The organism is Actinomycetospora chlora (genome assembly GCF_039542135.1).
GTDB lineage: Bacteria > Actinomycetota > Actinomycetes > Mycobacteriales > Pseudonocardiaceae > Actinomycetospora > Actinomycetospora chlora.
This window is the reverse complement of the sequence record NZ_BAABHO010000006.1, coordinates 77267-93322: the sequence shown is the minus strand read 5'-3', so window position 1 is coordinate 93322 and position 16056 is coordinate 77267. Positions and strand designations below refer to the sequence as shown.

18 protein-coding genes are annotated in these 16056 nt (G+C 75.5%); 13 read left to right on the top strand and 5 right to left on the bottom strand.

Features of this window, described 5'->3' with window-relative positions; genetic code table 11:
- Positions 1-44 precede the first annotated feature (44 nt).
- The 3 genes from ABD994_RS05580 to ABD994_RS05570 are packed head-to-tail and all read left to right on the top strand — an operon-like array spanning position 45 to position 1427.
- Positions 45-560: an isochorismatase family protein gene (locus ABD994_RS05580; protein ID WP_345411566.1), complete on the top strand. Its 516-nt coding sequence runs from the start codon at positions 45-47 to the stop codon at positions 558-560.
- A 35-nt stretch (positions 561-595) separates the two neighbouring features.
- Positions 596-952 (top strand): ArsR/SmtB family transcription factor, encoded by a 357-nt coding sequence (locus ABD994_RS05575; RefSeq protein WP_345411563.1) that lies wholly within the window; start codon positions 596-598, stop codon positions 950-952.
- Positions 927-1427 (top strand): SRPBCC domain-containing protein, encoded by a 501-nt coding sequence (locus tag ABD994_RS05570; RefSeq protein ID WP_345411561.1) that lies wholly within the window; start codon positions 927-929, stop codon positions 1425-1427. The genes ABD994_RS05575 and ABD994_RS05570 overlap by 26 nt, the downstream gene beginning before the upstream one ends.
- Before the next feature lie 3 nt (positions 1428-1430).
- Here ABD994_RS05570 and dmpG read toward each other — a convergent pair whose 3' ends face one another.
- From dmpG to ABD994_RS05550, 4 genes are all read right to left on the bottom strand, one after another.
- Positions 1431-2474, bottom strand: a complete 1044-nt coding sequence (gene dmpG / locus ABD994_RS05565) for a 4-hydroxy-2-oxovalerate aldolase (RefSeq protein ID WP_345411559.1) — start codon at positions 2472-2474, stop codon at positions 1431-1433.
- Positions 2471-3448, bottom strand: a complete 978-nt coding sequence (locus ABD994_RS05560; RefSeq protein ID WP_345411556.1) for an acetaldehyde dehydrogenase (acetylating) — start codon at positions 3446-3448, stop codon at positions 2471-2473. The genes dmpG and ABD994_RS05560 overlap by 4 nt, the downstream gene beginning before the upstream one ends.
- Complete coding sequence (locus tag ABD994_RS05555) at positions 3445-4230, bottom strand: 2-keto-4-pentenoate hydratase (protein WP_345411552.1); 786 nt, start codon at positions 4228-4230, stop codon at positions 3445-3447. Before ABD994_RS05555 ends, ABD994_RS05560 begins: the two co-directional genes overlap by 4 nt.
- A 133-nt stretch (positions 4231-4363) precedes the next feature.
- Entirely contained in the window at positions 4364-5134 is a 771-nt protein-coding gene (locus tag ABD994_RS05550) for an IclR family transcriptional regulator (protein WP_345411550.1), read from the bottom strand.
- A 28-nt stretch (positions 5135-5162) separates the two neighbouring features.
- Between ABD994_RS05550 and ABD994_RS05545 the strand changes: the two genes are divergently transcribed.
- Positions 5163-5873 carry a TetR/AcrR family transcriptional regulator gene (locus ABD994_RS05545; protein ID WP_345411548.1) on the top strand — a complete coding sequence of 237 codons (711 nt, stop codon included), beginning with the start codon at positions 5163-5165 and terminating at the stop codon, positions 5871-5873.
- A gap of 34 nt (positions 5874-5907) precedes the next feature.
- Here the strand turns inward: ABD994_RS05545 and ABD994_RS05540 are convergent, their stop codons facing one another.
- Entirely contained in the window at positions 5908-7239 is a 1332-nt protein-coding gene (locus ABD994_RS05540; RefSeq protein ID WP_345411545.1) for an MFS transporter, read from the bottom strand.
- A 258-nt stretch (positions 7240-7497) separates the two neighbouring features.
- Here ABD994_RS05540 and ABD994_RS05535 point away from each other — a divergent pair, with 258 nt between their 5' ends.
- The 9 genes from ABD994_RS05535 to ABD994_RS05495 are packed head-to-tail and all read left to right on the top strand — an operon-like array spanning position 7498 to position 16055.
- On the top strand, positions 7498-8433 hold the full coding sequence (locus ABD994_RS05535) for a PDR/VanB family oxidoreductase (RefSeq protein ID WP_345411542.1): 936 nt from the start codon (positions 7498-7500) through the stop codon (positions 8431-8433).
- Between the two features lie 16 nt (positions 8434-8449).
- Complete coding sequence (locus ABD994_RS05530; RefSeq protein ID WP_345411539.1) at positions 8450-9676, top strand: Rieske 2Fe-2S domain-containing protein; 1227 nt, start codon at positions 8450-8452, stop codon at positions 9674-9676.
- Positions 9666-10451 carry an alpha/beta fold hydrolase gene (locus ABD994_RS05525; RefSeq protein WP_345411537.1) on the top strand — a complete coding sequence of 262 codons (786 nt, stop codon included), beginning with the start codon at positions 9666-9668 and terminating at the stop codon, positions 10449-10451. Before ABD994_RS05530 ends, ABD994_RS05525 begins: the two co-directional genes overlap by 11 nt.
- The gene (locus tag ABD994_RS05520) at positions 10451-10582 is read left to right on the top strand and encodes a hypothetical protein (protein WP_345411535.1); all 132 of its coding nucleotides are present in this window, start codon (positions 10451-10453) and stop codon (positions 10580-10582) included. The genes ABD994_RS05525 and ABD994_RS05520 overlap by 1 nt, the downstream gene beginning before the upstream one ends.
- Entirely contained in the window at positions 10579-11913 is a 1335-nt protein-coding gene (locus ABD994_RS05515; protein WP_345411533.1) for a M20/M25/M40 family metallo-hydrolase, read from the top strand. The genes ABD994_RS05520 and ABD994_RS05515 overlap by 4 nt, the downstream gene beginning before the upstream one ends.
- Positions 11910-12902, top strand: coding sequence for a DODA-type extradiol aromatic ring-opening family dioxygenase (locus tag ABD994_RS05510; protein ID WP_345411531.1), 993 nt, complete (start codon positions 11910-11912; stop codon positions 12900-12902). The genes ABD994_RS05515 and ABD994_RS05510 overlap by 4 nt, the downstream gene beginning before the upstream one ends.
- Complete coding sequence (locus ABD994_RS05505; protein ID WP_345411529.1) at positions 12899-13741, top strand: alpha/beta fold hydrolase; 843 nt, start codon at positions 12899-12901, stop codon at positions 13739-13741. The genes ABD994_RS05510 and ABD994_RS05505 overlap by 4 nt, the downstream gene beginning before the upstream one ends.
- On the top strand, positions 13738-14784 hold the full coding sequence (locus tag ABD994_RS05500; RefSeq protein ID WP_345411527.1) for an LLM class flavin-dependent oxidoreductase: 1047 nt from the start codon (positions 13738-13740) through the stop codon (positions 14782-14784). The genes ABD994_RS05505 and ABD994_RS05500 overlap by 4 nt, the downstream gene beginning before the upstream one ends.
- Entirely contained in the window at positions 14781-16055 is a 1275-nt protein-coding gene (locus ABD994_RS05495) for an MmgE/PrpD family protein (protein WP_345411525.1), read from the top strand. The genes ABD994_RS05500 and ABD994_RS05495 overlap by 4 nt, the downstream gene beginning before the upstream one ends.
- Position 16056: the final 1 nt, after the last annotated feature.

Sequence of the window (16056 nt, the reverse complement as noted above, 5' to 3'; positions counted from 1 at the left end):
CTATGGCCTTCGGGACCGTCCCGTCAACGCCTACTGTCACCCGTGTGCCGGTGCTGCGCGCGGACGCCTCCCTGCTGCTCGTCGTCGACCTGCAGGAACGCCTGATGCCGGCCATCGCCGGGGGCGCCGCGGTGGTCGAGAACGCCTGCCGGCTCGTGCGCGGCGCGGAACGCCTCGGCGTCGCCGTGCACGCCACCGAGCAGAACCCCGCCGGTCTGGGCCCGACCGTCGCGGCCGTCGCGGAGCTCCTCCCGACCCCGGCGGCGCCCAAGACGGCGTTCGCGGCCGAGGTGCCGGCGCACCCGGGCACGGTCGTCGTCGCCGGGTGCGAGGCCCACGTCTGCGTGCAGCAGACCGTCCTGGGCATGCGCGCGACCGGCCGCGACGTCGCGGTCGTCGCCGACGCCGTCGGCAGCCGCACCGAGGCCAACCACGCGCGGGCGCTCGACCGCCTCCGCGCGCACGGCGTCGACGTGGTGACCACCGAGATGGTGCTGTTCGAGTGGCTGCACGACAGCGACCACCCGGCCTTCCGGGAGGTACAGAAACTCATCAAGTGAGTGCTAACGTTCGTGGTGACTGACCGAGGTGGGTGGTGACCGTGACCGACGACGACCCCGAGGACGCCGCCCTGCGCGCGCTCGTGGAGCCGCGCCGCCGCGCCATCCTGCGCCTCGTCGCCCACGACGAGCTGTCGGCCGGCGAGATCGCGTCGACGTTCGACGTCACCCGACCCGCGATCAGCCAGCACCTCACCGTGCTCAAGGACGCCGGTCTGCTCGTCGAGCGCCGCGAGGGCACACGCCGGCTCTACCGCGCCCGCTCCGAGGGCCTCGACGGCCTGCGGGCGTTCCTGGAGGACCTCTGGGCGTCCTCGCTCGACACCGCCCGCCGCCTCGTCGAGGCCGACCGAGGGAGACGTGACGATGACGAGCACCACGCCGCGGGCTGAGGTCACGCCGCTGCGCCGCCCGCCGATCCGGCAGGCGACGACGGTGCGCAGCGACCGCGCGCACACGTTCGACGTCTTCGTCGCGACCATCGGGCAGTGGTGGCCCCTGCAGCCGTACTCGGCAGGCAAGGAGCGCGTGCGCGAGGTGCTCGTCGAGCCCCGTCTCGAGGGACGCGTGTTCGAGCGGTGGGACGACGGCACCGAGTGCGACTGGGGCCGGCTGCTCGCCTGGGAGCCCCCGGCACGCCTGGTGATGACCTGGAACATGACCCCGGCGCCCACCGAGGTCGAGCTGACCTTCACCGAGCTGGGCCCGTCCCTGACCCGCGTCGCCGTCGAGCACCGTGGCTGGGAGGCCCTGTCCGACGCCCAGCTCGGCGAGGACTGCGCGCGACCCGGCGGCTACGCGGGCGGGGCGTTCGTGCGGGGCTGGACCGAGGTGCTGGGCGCCCTCACCGCGGCGGCGGAGGCCTGACCGTCAGGCCGCGCCGCGGGTGGCGACGAGGTCCAGCGCCACGTCGACGATCATGTCCTCCTGCCCGCCCACCAGCCCGCGCCGGCCGATCTCCACGAGCAGCTCGCGGGTGTCGACGCCGTACTGCGCGGCGGCGTTCTCGGCGTGGCGCAGGAAGCTGCCGTAGACCCCGGCGTAGCCCAGGGTCAGCGTCTCGCGGTCGACCCGGACGGGCCGGTCCTGCAGCGGGCGCACGAGGTCGTCGGCGGCGTCCTGGAGCGCGAACAGGTCGCAGCCGTGGGTCCACCCGTAGGTGTTCGCGACGGCGACGAACGCCTCGAGCGGGGTGTTGCCGGCCCCTGCGCCCTGCCCGGCCAGGGAGGCGTCGACGCGCACGGCGCCGTGCTCGACCGCGGTCACCGAGTTGGCGACCGACAGCGAGAGGTTCTCGTGGGCGTGGATCCCGATCTGGGTCTCGGGCTGCAGCACCCGGCGGTACGCGTCGAGGCGCGCGGCGACGTCGGGCATCGTCAGGCGGCCGCCGGAGTCGGTGACGTAGACGCAGTGCGCGCCGTAGGACTCCATCAGCGCGGCCTGCCGTGCGAGCTCCTCCGGCGGCGCCATGTGGCTCATCATGAGGAACCCGCTGACGTCCATGCCCAGCTCGCGGGCGGTCGCGATGTGCTGCGCGGCGACGTCGGCCTCGGTGCAGTGGGTGGCGACGCGCACGGAGCGCACACCGAGCTCGTGGGCGCGGCGCAGCTCACCGATCGTGCCGATGCCGGGCAGCAGCAGCGTGGTGAGCACCGGGCTGCGGTCGCTGGCCTCGATCGCCTCGGCGGCCGCGGCGATCCACTCCCAGTCGGTGTTCGAGCCGGGCCCGTAGGTGAGGCTCGCGCCCGCCAGGCCGTCGCCGTGCGAGACCTCGATGGCGTCGACGCCCGCGTCGGCCAGCGCGCGGGTGATGGTGCCGACGGCGTCGGGCGCGAGGCGGTGGCGAATGGCGTGCATGCCGTCCCGCAGGGTCACGTCCTGGACGTAGAGGTTCGTGGTCGTCGGGCTGCTCATCGGGCGCTCCGGGTGGCTGTCCTGGCTGCGAGGTCCTCGCCGACGCGCAGCGCGGCCGAGGTCATGATGTCGAGGTTGCCGGCGTAGGCCGGGAGGTAGTGCGCGGCGCCCTCGACCTCGAGGAACACCGACACCTGGTGACTGGGGCGCGGCCCGTCGCCGATGAGCGTGTGCAGCGGCTGGTCGTCGGGCACGGGCCGCACCTGGACGGCCTGCTTGAGCCGGTAGCCCGGCACGTACTCGGCCACGGTCTTGACCATGGCCTCGACGGCGGTGGTGACCTCCGCGGCGAGGCGCGGCCCGTCCGGCGGGTCGGTCGCGTCGCCGACGAGGCAGAGCACCGTGTCGCGCATGATCAGGGGCGGCTCGGCGGGGTTGAGCACGATGATCGCCTTGCCGCGCCCGGCGCCGCCGACCTGCTCGATCGCCGCCGCCGTCGTCTCGGTGAACTCGTCGATGTTGGCGCGCGTGCCGGGACCGGCCGAGCGCGACGCGATCGAGGCGACGATCTCGGCGTAGGGCACCGGCGTCACCGACGCCACCGCGGCGACGATCGGGATCGTGGCCTGGCCGCCGCAGGTGACCATGTTGACGTCCGGCACGTCGCCGAGCTGCGCGAGGTTCACCGGCGGGACGACGTACGGGCCCAGCGCCGCGGGCGTCAGGTCGACCAGGCGCTTGCCGTGGGGACGCAGCACCTCGGCGTTGGCGACGTGTGCCCTGGCCGACGTCGCGTCGAACACGATGTCGATCTCGTCGAACCCGTCGAGCGCGACGAGACCCTCGACGCCGGTGTCGACCGCGGCGATGCCGAGGCGCCGCGCGCGGGCGAGGCCGTCGGAGTCGGGGTCGATGCCGACCATCGCGGCGACCTCGAGCCTCGAGGACAGCCGCACGATCTTGAGCATGAGGTCGGACCCGATGTTGCCGGACCCGATGATCGCGACCTTGGTCCTCTGGGGGGTGGTCGTCACGTGGTCTCCTCCTCGAAGCGGACCGCGACCTCGCCGAGGCCGGTGATCTGGGCGGTGAAGCGGTCGCCCGGGGCCACGGGGACCATCGGGCCGAGCGCGCCGGAGAGCACGACGTCGCCCGCCCGCAGCGGGTCGCCGAGGTCGCCGGCCGTGCGGGCGAGCCAGGCGAGCGCGGCCAGGGGGTCGCCCAGGCAGGCGGCGCCGGAGCCCTGCGAGACGACCTCGTCGCCGCGCCGCAGCGTCATGGCGACGTCGCGGGGCTCGGCCTCGTCGAGCGTGACCCGCTCCGGGCCGAGGACGTAGAGCCCGCTCGAGCCGTTGTCGGCGACGGTGTCGGCGAACGTGATGTCCCAGCCGGCCACGCGGCTGTCGACGATCTCGAGTGCGGCGCGCTGGTGGTCGACGGCGGCGCGCACCCGGTCGTCGGTCACCTCGCCGTCGAGGTCGGCGCCGAGCACGAACGCGACCTCGGCCTCGATGCGCGGCTGCAGCAGGCGCCCGGCCGCGACGACGCCGGCGTGGTCGACGGGCATGTCGTCGAACAGCACGCCGAAGTCCGGGGTGTCGACGCCGAGCTGCGCCTGCACGGCGGGGTTCGTCAGGCCGACCTTGCGCCCGACCACCCGCGCGCCCCCGGCCACCCGGTGCGCGGTGAGCCGGCGCTGGACGTCGTACGCGTCATCGGGTGCGATGAGGTCGCGGACCGGGGCGCACGGCGTCCCCGTCGTGGCGGCGTCGAGGAGGCGCTCGGTGGCCTGGTCGACGGCGGTGGTGATGGGCACGGGACGACGGTGACGGGTGGCCCGCCCCGGTGACCAGCGCCGAGTTCCGCTCAGCTGAACCCGGGCGGTCGAGTGCCGGGAACGACCGGGGAGTTCGTGCGCAGAGAAGCAGCGAGATACCCGTTCGCTGCGGTCAGGGGGCGGCCGAGGCGCGGCGGGCGAGCATGGCGGCGATGCCGGCGGCGGCCGCGCGGACGGCGTCGGCGTGGCGGTCGGGGCGGAAGCGGTGCACCGGGCCGGTGACGCTGACCGCCGCGCGGACGCCCTGCCCGGGCTCGGGGACCGGGGCGGCGACGCAGGTGATCCCGACCGCCGACTCCTCGTGCTCGTACGCCAGGCCCCGCGCCACGATCTCGTCGAGCTGCGCGCGCAGCACGGGGACGTGGGTGATCGTGCGGGGCGCGCGGCGCCCGAGCGGCGCGGCCAGCACCGCCGACCGCACGTCCGGCGGCGCGTGCGCCAGCAGCACCTTGCCGATCGCGGTGGCGTGCAGCGGCATCCGCCCGCCGAGCCGGGACGGCGAGGGCACCTGCTGGTGCCCGCCCATCTTCGCCGCGTAGACGACCTCGTGGCCCTCGCGCAGGCCGAGGTGCACGGTCTCGTGGGTGCGCTCGTAGAGGTCCTCGAGGAACGGCGTCGCCACCTCGAGCAGCCCGCGCCCCACCGACGCGCGCATCCCGAGCTCGAAGACGAGGGCCGCGAGGCGGTAGCGGCCGTCGACGCGCTCGAGCAGGCCGTGGTCGACGAGCTCGCCGAGGGTGCGGTGCGCCGTGCTCTTGGGCAGGCCGGTGCGCCGCACGACGTCGGCGAAGCCGAGCGTGGCGTCCTCGGCCGTGAACGCCTGCAGCACGGCGAGGGCCTTCCCCAGGACGGTGTCGATACACTGGACCGTACGGCGTTCCACCCGTGCCCAGCAGGACCCAGGAGGACCCGTGCCCCCACGTCGACGCCGCGCGGGCGGGACGGCCACGTCCGGCCCCGGGCTCACGGCCGACCGCATCATCGACGCGGCCCTCGTCATCGCCGACCAGGAGGCCGACCTCGACGCGCTGACGGTCCGGCGCCTGGCCGCGGACCTCGACGTCGGCGTCATGACGCTCTACGGCTACTTCCGCAACAAGGACGAGATCCTCGACGCGATGGGCGACCGCATCCTCGGGTCGATGACGCTGCCCGAGCAGGTCGACACCGAGCCCGCCGCCGCGCTGCGCGCCCTCGGGCGCGCGTTCCTGCGCCTGATGCGCGAGCACCCGAGCGTGGTCCGACTGCTCGCCACCCGCGTCACCGACAGCCCGGGCGCGCTGGTCAACGCCATGGAGGGCGTGCTCGAGCGGCTCGCGCTCGCCGGCATCACCGGCCCGCTCGCGGTGCGCTGCTACGGCTTCCTCATCACCTACGCCCTGGGCTTCTCCGCCTACGAGACCCCGCGCGCGTGGGGCCGGGCGGACGACGCCGCCGAGGCGCGCCGCCAGCGCAGCCACTTCTACGCCGGGCTGTCGCGCGAGCGCTTCCCGCACATCGTCGACCTCGCCGACGAGCTGCCCGCCCTCCCCACGGACGAGCAGTTCGCCGACGGGCTCGAGGCCTGGATCGCGGGGATGGTCACCCGCCTGCCGACGGCGGGACGCGCGGCCCCGGCGTAGCGCCGGGACCGCGCGTCGGTCCGCCGGGTCGGGGTCAACTGCCGCCCGCCGGGACGGCGCGGGGAGCCGCGTCCGCCGGCGCCGCCTCCACCGGCGACGTCGACGCCGGCATCCGCAGCGCGAGTCCGGCGAGCAGCGAGATCACCGCACCGATCGCCATGTAGACGGCGATGCCGATCCAGCCGCTGGACTGCTGCAGCGACGCGGCGATGGCCGGCGCGAACCCGTTGCCGAGGATCGTGCCGATCGTGAAGCCGATGCCCATGCCGCTGAAGCGCAGCGCGGCCGGGAAGACGCCGGAGAAGTAGGCCGGGAACACCGCGTAGTTCGCCGAGTAGGCCAGGAACACGACGACGAAGCCGAGCAGCATGAGGCCGTAGCTGCGGGTGTTGAGCAGGGTGAACCAGAGGAACGGCGTGACGACGAGCGCCGCGCCGCCGGCGAGGAACACCGCGCGGACGCCGAACCGGTCGGCCAGCCGGCCCGCGAGCGGGATCGCGATCAGCAGCACCACGGCGGCCGGCAGGAGGACGCCGAGCATCGCCGTGCTCGACAGGCCCAGGGCGGTGCGGCCGTAGGAGATCGAGTAGACGGTGGTCAGCGTGAAGACCATGCCCGCGGAGATCGTGGCCAGGGCGACCAGGACGACCGCCTTGCCGGAGCCGCGCAGCACCTCGAGCAGGGGCAGGCGACGCACGGCGCCGGCCTGCTTGATCGCGACGAAGTCGGGGCTCTCCTCGAGCGTGAGGCGCACGACGAGCCCGACGACGACGAGCACGGCGCTGACCAGGAACGGGATGCGCCAGCCCCAGGAGAGCAGCGCGGGCTCGGGCAGCGTCAGCACGGCGAGGAAGACGAGGTTGGACAGGATCATGCCGGCCGAGGTCCCCGTGTTGACCAGCGCGCCGCGCAGCCCGCGGCGGGACTCCTCGGAGTGCTCGACGGTCATGAGCACCGCGCCGCTGTACTCGCCGCCCACCGAGACGCCCTGCAGCACGCGCAGGAACACCAGCAGGATCGGCGCCGCGATCCCGATGCTCGCGTAGGTCGGCAGCAGGCCGATGAGGAACGTCGAGCCGCCCATCAGCAGCAGCGTGATGACGAGGATCGTCCGGCGCCCGACGCGGTCGCCGAAGTGGCCGAAGACCAGGGCCCCGAGGGGCCGGGCGACGTAGCCGACACCGAACGTCGACAGGGCGATGAGCGTGCCCGCGAGCGGGTCGAACGTCGGGAAGAAGATCTTGGCGAACACCAGCGACGACGCGAGCCCGTAGATCGCGAAGTCGTAGTACTCGATGGTGGTGCCGATCCAGCTGGCGACCACGGCCTTCGCCGGACTGCGGCGAGGTCCGGTGGTGACGGACATGGGGACTCCCGGTGAGGGGGACGGGGACGTCACCGGCGGGGGCCGGGAGCGCCGAGGGAGCCCGGTCGGGTGCTGGAGCGAGCGGCGTCCGGCCGGGTCCGTGCTTTGTACGGTGTGACGCACGAGCCCGTCAAGCACGGGTCCGGCGACGGCGCGGGGTCGTCACACGACCGCAACAGAAGGACCTCGTGACAAGCACGGGAAGGTGTGCGATGTTTCGTACCGTACTTAGTACGTGGCCGAGCGGCGGAGGTGCCGGTGGACGACGCGGTGATGGACCTCGAGGTCGTCGGGCTGCGCCGCGAGGCGGACGGCGTCCTGTCGGTGGAGCTGCGCGACCACCGTGACCGCCTGCTGCCCGCGTGGGAGCCCGGCGCGCACGTCGACCTCGCGGTCGGCGAGCACGTCCGGCAGTACTCGCTGTGCGGCGACCCGGCGCAGCGGCGCCGCTACCGCGTCGCGGTGCTGCGCGAGCCCGCCTCGCGCGGCGGCTCGGCGCACGTCCACGAGCGGCTGCGCCCCGGCGACGAGGTCGAGGTCGGCGGGCCGCGCAACCACTTCCCGCTCCCCGCCGCACCCCGGTACGTCCTCGTCGCCGGCGGCATCGGGATCACCCCGGTGCTGACGATGGCCGTCGCGCTCGCCGCGCGCGGCGCCGACTGGCACCTCGCCTACCTCGGCCGCTCGCGGGCGGGCATGGCGTTCCTCGACGAGCTCGCCCGCCTGGACCCGAGCCGCGTCACCGTCCACGCCGACGACACCGACGGCGCCCCGGACCTCGGGCGCCTGCTGGAGGAGGTCGACGGCGACACCGCGCTCGCCGTCTGCGGCCCGGCCGGGCTGATCGGCGCCGTCGAGGCCCACGCCGCCGCGCACGCGCTGCCCGCACCGCAGGTGGAGCGCTTCACCGCCGTGGCGCGCGACGAGGCCGACGAGACCCCGTTCGACGTGGTCGTCGCGAGCACGGGGCGGCGGATCGCCGTCCCCGCCGGGCGCTCCGCGCTCGAGGCCCTCGACGCCGCCGGCCACGCGCTGCCGAACGCCTGCCGCGACGGCGTCTGCGGCAGCTGCCTGGTCGGCGTCCTCGCGGGCGAGCCCCAGCACCGCGACGCCCTCACCGCCCCCGACCGCACCGACGTCCTGGCCCCGTGCGTCTCCCGCGCGCGGTCCGCCGAGCTCGTGCTGGACCTGTAGAGACCCAGGAGAACCCGTGACCACCACGCCCGACGAGATCGCCCCGCGCCGCCCGCGCCTGTCGCGGCGCTACGTCCCGCGCGCCGAGCCGACCGAGCCCGGTCCCCCGGTGCAGGCCGGGTCCGACTGGTCGAACTGGAGCACCTACGACCGCGCCGAGCTGGGGTTCCGCGACCACTGGTACCCCGCGGTCTGGGCGCACGAGGTCGGTCGCAAGCCCGTGCCCGTGACCATCTGCGGCGAGAAGATCGTGCTCGTCCGCGACGACCGCACCGGCGCGATCCGGGGCCTCCACGACCGCTGCCCCCACCGCGGCGTGCCGCTGTCGCTGGGCCGGCGGCAGTTCCCGGGCACGATCTCCTGCCCGTACCACGGCTGGACCTACGACCTCGCCGACGGCCGCCTGGCCGCCGTCATCACCGACGGCCCCGACTCCCCCATCTGCGGCAAGGTGTCGGTCGCGACCTACCCCGTCGAGGAGCGCCTCAGGCTGGTCTTCGTGTACATCGGCGAGCTGCGCGCGGACGGCACGCCGCCGCCGGTCGAGGACGACATCCCGGCCGAGCTGACGCAGAACACCCTGGTGCTCGGCGGCCGCAACGAGATCCGCGACGGCAACTGGCGCTTCGCTGCCGAGAACGGCTTCGACGAGGGCCACGCCAAGTACCTGCACAACACGGCGCTGTGGCGGCTGTTCAAGGTCATGCCGACCTGGAACAGGACGCGCATCGTCGAGCGTGACGGCTGGCTCATCCGCGTGCAGGACGAGGTGCACTGGGAGGCCGAGTTCCCCGGCGTCGGGACCTTCAGCAACAGGCGCTGGTGGAAGCGGATGCCGCTGCCCGACCGGCCCGGCAGGAACGGCGACGCCAACCCCGTCATCGCCGCCCTGGACCTGCCGGGCTTCGTCAGCATCCGGCTGCCCGGCATCCTGCGCGTCGCCTACCCGCAGTTCATCCACTACGAGTGGTACGTCCCGGTGGACGCCGACCACGTGCGCTACGTGCAGCTGATGGTCCGCTTCGAGACGGGCTGGAAGGCCGCGCTGTTCGGGGCGAAGTACCTGGCGGCGATCCGGTGGCTCTTCCACGGGCAGTTCACCGCCCAGGACGCCTGGATGGTCGACGTCATGGACTCCCCGCCGGAGCGGCTCTACCGCCCCGACCTGTCGCTGACCGCGTGGCGCAAGCACGTGGAGGACAGCGACGTGGTGGTGCAGACGGTGGCGCGCCGTGGCCACTGAGACCGCCCTGCTCTCCCACGGCCGGCGCGGGGTCGTGGGCGGGCCGGTGACGCTCGTGCTGCACGGGGGCGGACCGGGCTGCCACGCGGCGAGCGACTTCGCCGCGGTCATGGCCGCCCGCCCGGACCGGGCCTGGCTGTGGGCCGACCTGCCCGGCTACGGCCGCTCCGCCGCCGCCCCCGGCCCCCGGCTCACCGCCGCGGCCCGGGCGCTGCTCGCCCTGCTCGACGGCCTCGGCGTCGACCGTGCCGACGTGCTCGCCCAGTCCTACGGCGGATCGGTCGCGCTGCTCGTGGCGAGCGAGGAGCCCGCACGGTTCGGGCGCCTCGTGCTCGTCGGCAGCACGCCGACGGCCACCCCGAACGGCGTGGCCGGTCTGCTCGACACCGGTCTCGGCACCCGGCTACGCGACGCCTACGCCGGCGACGGCCGTCCCGACGCCACGCGGATGCGGCGGCTGATCGCCGGCGCGGAGTGGTGGGACGGCGACCGGGTCCCCGACGCGCTGGTCGAGGCCCGGTTCCGCGCCGACCGCGCGGCGGCCGGCGCGCCGGGTGTCCCCGAGGACCTCGGCGACCGGCTCGCCCACGTCACGGCCCCGGTGCACCTCGTGTGGGGCCGCCACGACCCGTTCGCCGGCCCCGCCTACGCCGCCGCCCTCGCCGACGCGCTCCCGCGCGCCGATCTCACCGTCCTGCACGCCACCGCCCACCACCCGCAGTCCGAGCGCCCCGACGCCGTCGCCGCGCTCGTCGACGCCCACCTGAGGACCTGATGATGCGCACCCTCGCCGCCCTCGGCGCCGTCGCCGCCGCCACGGCCGTGACCGCCACCGCCGCCCGCACCGGCGTGCTCGCGAAGCTCGGCCGCCGCACCACCGTCCGCGTCGTGCACCCGGTCCGATGAGCGCGCCGCCGCTGCCGTCCACCCTCACCGCGCAGCAGCGCGCCTGGGTCGACGACGCCTGCGCCCGTCTCGACGCCGCACGGCTGACCGAGCTGGTCGTCGGCATGGTCGAGCACCCGAGCCCCACCGGCGAGGAGCGCCCGCTGGCCGAGTGGCTCGCCGGCCAGCTCGACGCCGCCGGGCTCGCCGGACGCGCCCAGCCCCTCGACGAGCGCCAGGCCAACGCCCACGGCCGCCTCGCCGGCGACGGCTCCGGCGAGAGCCTGCTGCTCTACGCGCCGATCGACACGTTCACCGTCGGCGACCCGGCCGAGGACGTCCCGTGGATCGGGCCCGAGCTCCGCGCCGACATGCGGCCGCGGGCGCAGGTGCACGGCGACCACGTGCTCGGCCTGGGCGCGAGCAACCCCAAGGGGCACGGCGCCGCCGTGGTCGCCGCGGCCGAGGCGATCGCCGCCGCCGGCGTCCCGCTGCGCGGCGACCTGCTCGTCGGGCTCGGCGCGGGCGGGATGCCCACGAACGGCCGCGACGCGCGGGGCCTGACGCGGCGCAACACCGGTCAGGGCGTCGGCGCCTCGTTCCTGCTCGAGCAGGGCGTGTGGGCCGACCACGCGGTGATCGCCAAGCCGGGCTGGGCGGTCGCGTGGGAGGAGGTCGGCCTGTGCTGGTTCGAGGTGCGGGTGCACGGCGCGTTCTCCTACGTCGGCTCGCGGCACCGCATGCCCTACCGCAACCCGATCGCCCACGCCGCGACCGTCATCGACGCGCTCGAGCGCTGGTTCCCGCAGTACAGCGCGCGGCACACCGACGGGCTGGTGGCGCCGCAGGGCATCGTCGCGTCGGTCGAGGGCGGGTGGCCGCGGCTGGCGTCGGCGACGCCGGCGCTGTGCCGCCTCACCGTCGACCTGCGCACCAGTCCCCGCTCCACCCCGGCCGACGTGCGCCGCGAGTTCGGCGCGGCCATCGCCGCCATCACCGCCGAGCACCCCGAGATCGACGTCGACTGGGAGATGACCCTCGCCATCCCCGGCACCCACACGCCGCAGGACGCGCCCGTGGTGGCCGCGGCGATCGCGGCGTGGGAGGAGCTGGAGGGTCGCCCGCACGCCCCGATCGTCGCGAACAGCGGCGCCACCGACGCCAACATCCTGCGGGCCCGGGGCCTGCCCACGGCGCGGATCGGCATGGACCGCATCGGCCCCGACGCGCCGATCCCGCTGGACTTCCCGGCCGGGATGAACGTCGTCGACATCCGGGAGGCCCTGCGCCTGGCCCGGCACCTCGTGCACACGGCCGTGTCGCTGTGCACGCGAGAGAGGACCACCCCGTGAGCGAGATCGTGCTCGGCATCGGTGCCTCGCACAGCACCCTGATGAACACCCACTGGGCCGAGGTCGACCACCTGCCCGAGGCCCACCGCTTCCGCGACGGCCTCGCCGCCGCCCGCGACGCGCTCGCGGCCGCGCGGCCGGACGCCGTGGTGGTCGTGGGCTCGAACCACTTCCGCGGCATGTTCCTCGACCTCATGCCCGCGGTGACGGTCGGCGTCGGCGAGGTCCTCGGCGCCGGCGAGGCCGGGACGCCCGGCGGGCCGCTGCCCGTCGAGACCGACCTGGCGCGGCGCCTCGTCGACGGCATGGTCGGCGACGGCTTCGACCCCGCGTTCTCGCTGCGCCTGACCGTCGACCACGGCATCACGCACTCGCTGCAGCACCTCGTGCCGTCCCTGGACGTGCCGATCGTGCCGGTGGTGGTCAACATGTTCGCCCCGCCGCTGCCGCCGCTGGCCCGCGTCCACCGGCTCGGCGCGACGATCGGCGACGCGGTCCGCGGCGACGGCCGTGACCTGCGGGTCGCGCTCGTCGCGTCGGGCGGGCTGTCGCACCGGCTGCCGTGGCCCAAGTGGTTCGCCGCGCTGTCGGACGACGACCGCTTCCTCGTCGAGGCCTGGCTCCACGGCCGCACGTCGTGGGGCGAGTACGAGGTGCGGCGCCGGCAGATCATCCGGGCGGCCGAGCCGGACATCAACAGCGAGTTCGATGCCCGGTTCCTGGCGATGCTCGCCGACGGCGACGTGTCGCCGGTCCTCGCGATGACCGACGACGAGCTCGAGCGCGAGGCCGGCAACGGCGCCCACGAGCTGCGCTCCTGGCTCGCCGTGCACGCCGCCCTCACCGGACCCGACGGCCCGCCGCACGCGACGACCGCGGCCTACGCCGCCGTCGGCCCCTGGCTCACCGGCATGGGCGTCAGCATCATGACGCCCGCCGGCACGACTCCCACCCCCCGCAGCACCGGCACCCTGGAGGCCGCGCGATGACCCTCTGGACCGACCTCGCCGAGGTCGACTTCTCGATCACCCACGAGCCCGTCGGCGGCGCCCGCACCCGCGCGCTGCGGGCCGGCTCCGGACCGGAACACGTGGTCATGCTGCACGGCACGAGCGGGCACCTCGAGGCGTTCGTCCGCAACATCCCGGCGTTCGCGCGGCGCTTCACCGTGCACGCGCTGGACATGCTGGGCCACGGCTACACCGACAACCCCGGCGGCGACCTGCGCATCCCGCGCTACGTCGAGCACGTGCTGGCCTACCTCGACGGGCGCGGTGTCGCGCGGGCGCACCTCGTGGGCGAGTCGCTCGGCGGGTGGGTGGCGGGACGCCTGGCCGCCGACCACCCCGAGCGGGTCGGGCGCCTGGTGCTCGTCGCGCCCGGCGGCACCGTCGCCAACCCCGAGGTCATGGAGCGCATCCGCACCAGCACCCGGCGCGCGGTCGAGACCGACGACCGGGCCCTGACGCGCCAGCGCCTCGAGCTGCTCATGCACGACCCGGCGAACGTCACCGACGAGCTCGTCGACGTCCGGCACGCGATCTACCACCGCCCGTCCTTCGTCGCCGGCATCGACCACCTGCTGTGCCTGCAGCAGATGGAGAACCGCACGGAGGACCTGCTGACGGCCGAGCAGATGGCCCGGATCGAGGCCCCGACGCTGATCGTGTGGGGCGCGCAGAACCCCTTCGGCGACGTCCCCGAGGCGCACCGCATGCAGGAGTCGATCCCCGGCGCCAAGCTGGAGATCGTCGGTGAGTGCGGGCACTGGCCGCAGCACGAGCACAGCGCCCGGTTCGACGACCTCGCGCTGACCTTCCTCTCGTGAAGGTGGGCCTGCGCATCCCGCCGTGCGCGCCGATCCCCGACCTCGTGGCGTTCGCCCGCGAGGCCGAGGCGGCGGGGCTCGACCAGCTGTGGTTCCCCGACTCCCAGCTGCTCTGGCGCGACGTCTTCGCCGTGACCGCGGCGGTGGCGGCGGGCACGGAGCGGGTCGGGCTGGGCACGGCCGTCACCAACGTCGCGACGCGGCACCCCGCGGTGGTCGCGTCGGCCGCGCGCACGGTCGGCGAGATCGCGCCGGGCCGGTTCGTGCTCGGCCTCGGCGTGGGCAACAGCTCGGTCGGGCCGGTCGGGATGGCGCCGTCGACGGGCCGGGTGCTGCGCGAGGGCATGGCGACGATCCGGGCGTTGCTGGCGGGGGACGAGGTCGACTTCCACGGCGGGGAGACGGAGCGGAGCGGAGCTCGACCCATCGAGACCGTCAGGTCGCGCCTGCGGGACCCGCTGGACGTGCCGCTGCACCTCGCGGCCAGCGGCCCCCGGAACCTGCGGCTGGCCGGCGAGACGGCCGACGGCGCGATCCTGCTCTCCGGTGTCGCGCCCGGCCCCCTGGCCTTCGCGACGGCCCGGGTCGCCGAGGGCGCGCAGGCCGCGGGCCGGGAGCCGGTGCCGATCACCGTGTCCGCGTTCTGCCGGGTCACCGACGACGTCGAGCACGACGCGCGGGAGCTCAAGCCGATCTGCACGGAGATCGCACGCAACGGCGGCGGCGCGGCGATGGCGGCGGCCGGGATCGAGGTGGCGGCGCCGGAGCGGATCGAGGGCGTCTACCCCGACCTCGTGCACGCCGAGGACTGGGACGCCGCGGTGCGCGTCTGCGACGCGTACGTCAGCGACGAGGCCGTGGTGCGCTTCGCCCGCGAGTTCTGCCTGTTCGGGAGCGCGAAGGAGATCGACGCGCGGCTCGGCGAGCTGGCCGCGGCCGGGGTCGACGGGGTGTTCCTGCAGCACGTCGGGTCGTACGACCTGCCCGAGCGCCTGCTCGCCGACGTCGCCCGCGACGTGCTGCCCGCGGTGCGCGCGCGGTGACGGTGCTGGGCGAGGTCGCCGCCCGAGCGCGGGCGGCGGCGCGCGACGCCGACGCGGCGACCCGTCGCCTCGCCGGCCGGCAGGTCGTCGACGTGCTCGGCTGCGTGGCGTCCGGCGCGACCCACCCGCTGGCGCGGACGTGGCTGCCGCTCGTGCCCACCGACGCGTCGGGGATCGCCGTCCCCGGCGTGCCCGGGACGTACCGGCTCGACGACGCGGTCGAGGTGGCGGCGACGCTCGCCCACCTCGACGAGCTCGACCCGCTGCACGGCCCGGCGGCGCTGGCGGCCGGCGCGGTCGTCGTGCCGACGGCGGTGGCGCTGGGGATCGACCGCGACGCGGGCGGGGAGCTGCTCGCCCGCGCCGTGGTCGCCGGCCACGAGGCGGGCATCGAGGCGAGCCTGCGCGGCGGCGGCCCCGACCTCTACGCCCGCGGGCTGTGGCCCACCGCGGTCTTCGGCCCGCTCGCGGCGGCCGCGACCGCGGCCGTCCTGCTCGGCCTCGACGACGAGGCCACCACCGCGGCCCTCGCGCTGGCGTCCACCGGGCTCGGCGGGTTCCTGTCCGCCGACGTCCTCGGCCACGGCCACTACCTGCTCGCCGGCACTGCCGCCCGCGCCGGACTGCGCGCCGCGCTGTCCGCCCGGGCCGGCCTCACGGTGTCGACGACCCTGCTCGACGGGCCCCTCGCGGCCCTGCTCGGACACGCGCCGCACCCGGCGTCCCCGGCCGGGGCGCCGCACCTCGCCGCCGTCGCCACCAAGACCTGGCCGTGCGCCCGGCCGCTGCAGGCCGCGCTGGCGGCGCTCGCGGGCGTCGAGGTGCGCGACGGCGACGCCGTCACCGTCGCCCTGCCCGCCGCGGCCGGGCACTTCGTCGTCGACGACCCCGCCCCCGCGGACCAGATCGGCACCGCCGCCAGCGCCGTCGTCGCCGCGCGCGGGCACGCGGCCGGGCGCGCGGCCGACCCCGGCTGGTACCGCGACGTCGCGACGGGCCGCGTCACCGCGCCCGCCGTGGCCGTGCGCGTCGGGTCCGCCGCCGACCTCGACGCGGCGTTCCCCGCGCGGTGGGGCGCGCACGTCACCGTCGAGCGCGACGGGCGCACCGTCGCCACCGCGTCGTGCCTCGCGCCCGAGCCCCTCGACGACGACGCCCTGCTCGCCCGGGCCGGCCGGCACCTCGCGGGGTGGTCCGCGCTCGACGACGTCGCGAGCGTCCGTGATCTCACAGCGGCCGGATCTCCCCTCCCGACCGCCCTATCGTCCTGAG

What these genes read in the sequence shown, in the direction of transcription:
- dmpG (WP_345411559.1), bottom strand. Translation starts at nt 2,474, where the DNA reads ATGAGCAGCCCGACGACCACGAACCTCTACGTCCAGGACGTGACCCTG.
- ABD994_RS05515 (WP_345411533.1), top strand. Translation starts at nt 10,579, where the DNA reads ATGAGCGCGCCGCCGCTGCCGTCCACCCTCACCGCGCAGCAGCGCGCC.
- ABD994_RS05540 (WP_345411545.1), bottom strand. Translation starts at nt 7,239, where the DNA reads ATGTCCGTCACCACCGGACCTCGCCGCAGTCCGGCGAAGGCCGTGGTC.
- ABD994_RS05520 (WP_345411535.1), top strand. Translation starts at nt 10,451, where the DNA reads ATGATGCGCACCCTCGCCGCCCTCGGCGCCGTCGCCGCCGCCACGGCC.
- ABD994_RS05570 (WP_345411561.1), top strand. Translation starts at nt 927, where the DNA reads ATGACGAGCACCACGCCGCGGGCTGAGGTCACGCCGCTGCGCCGCCCG.
- ABD994_RS05505 (WP_345411529.1), top strand. Translation starts at nt 12,899, where the DNA reads ATGACCCTCTGGACCGACCTCGCCGAGGTCGACTTCTCGATCACCCAC.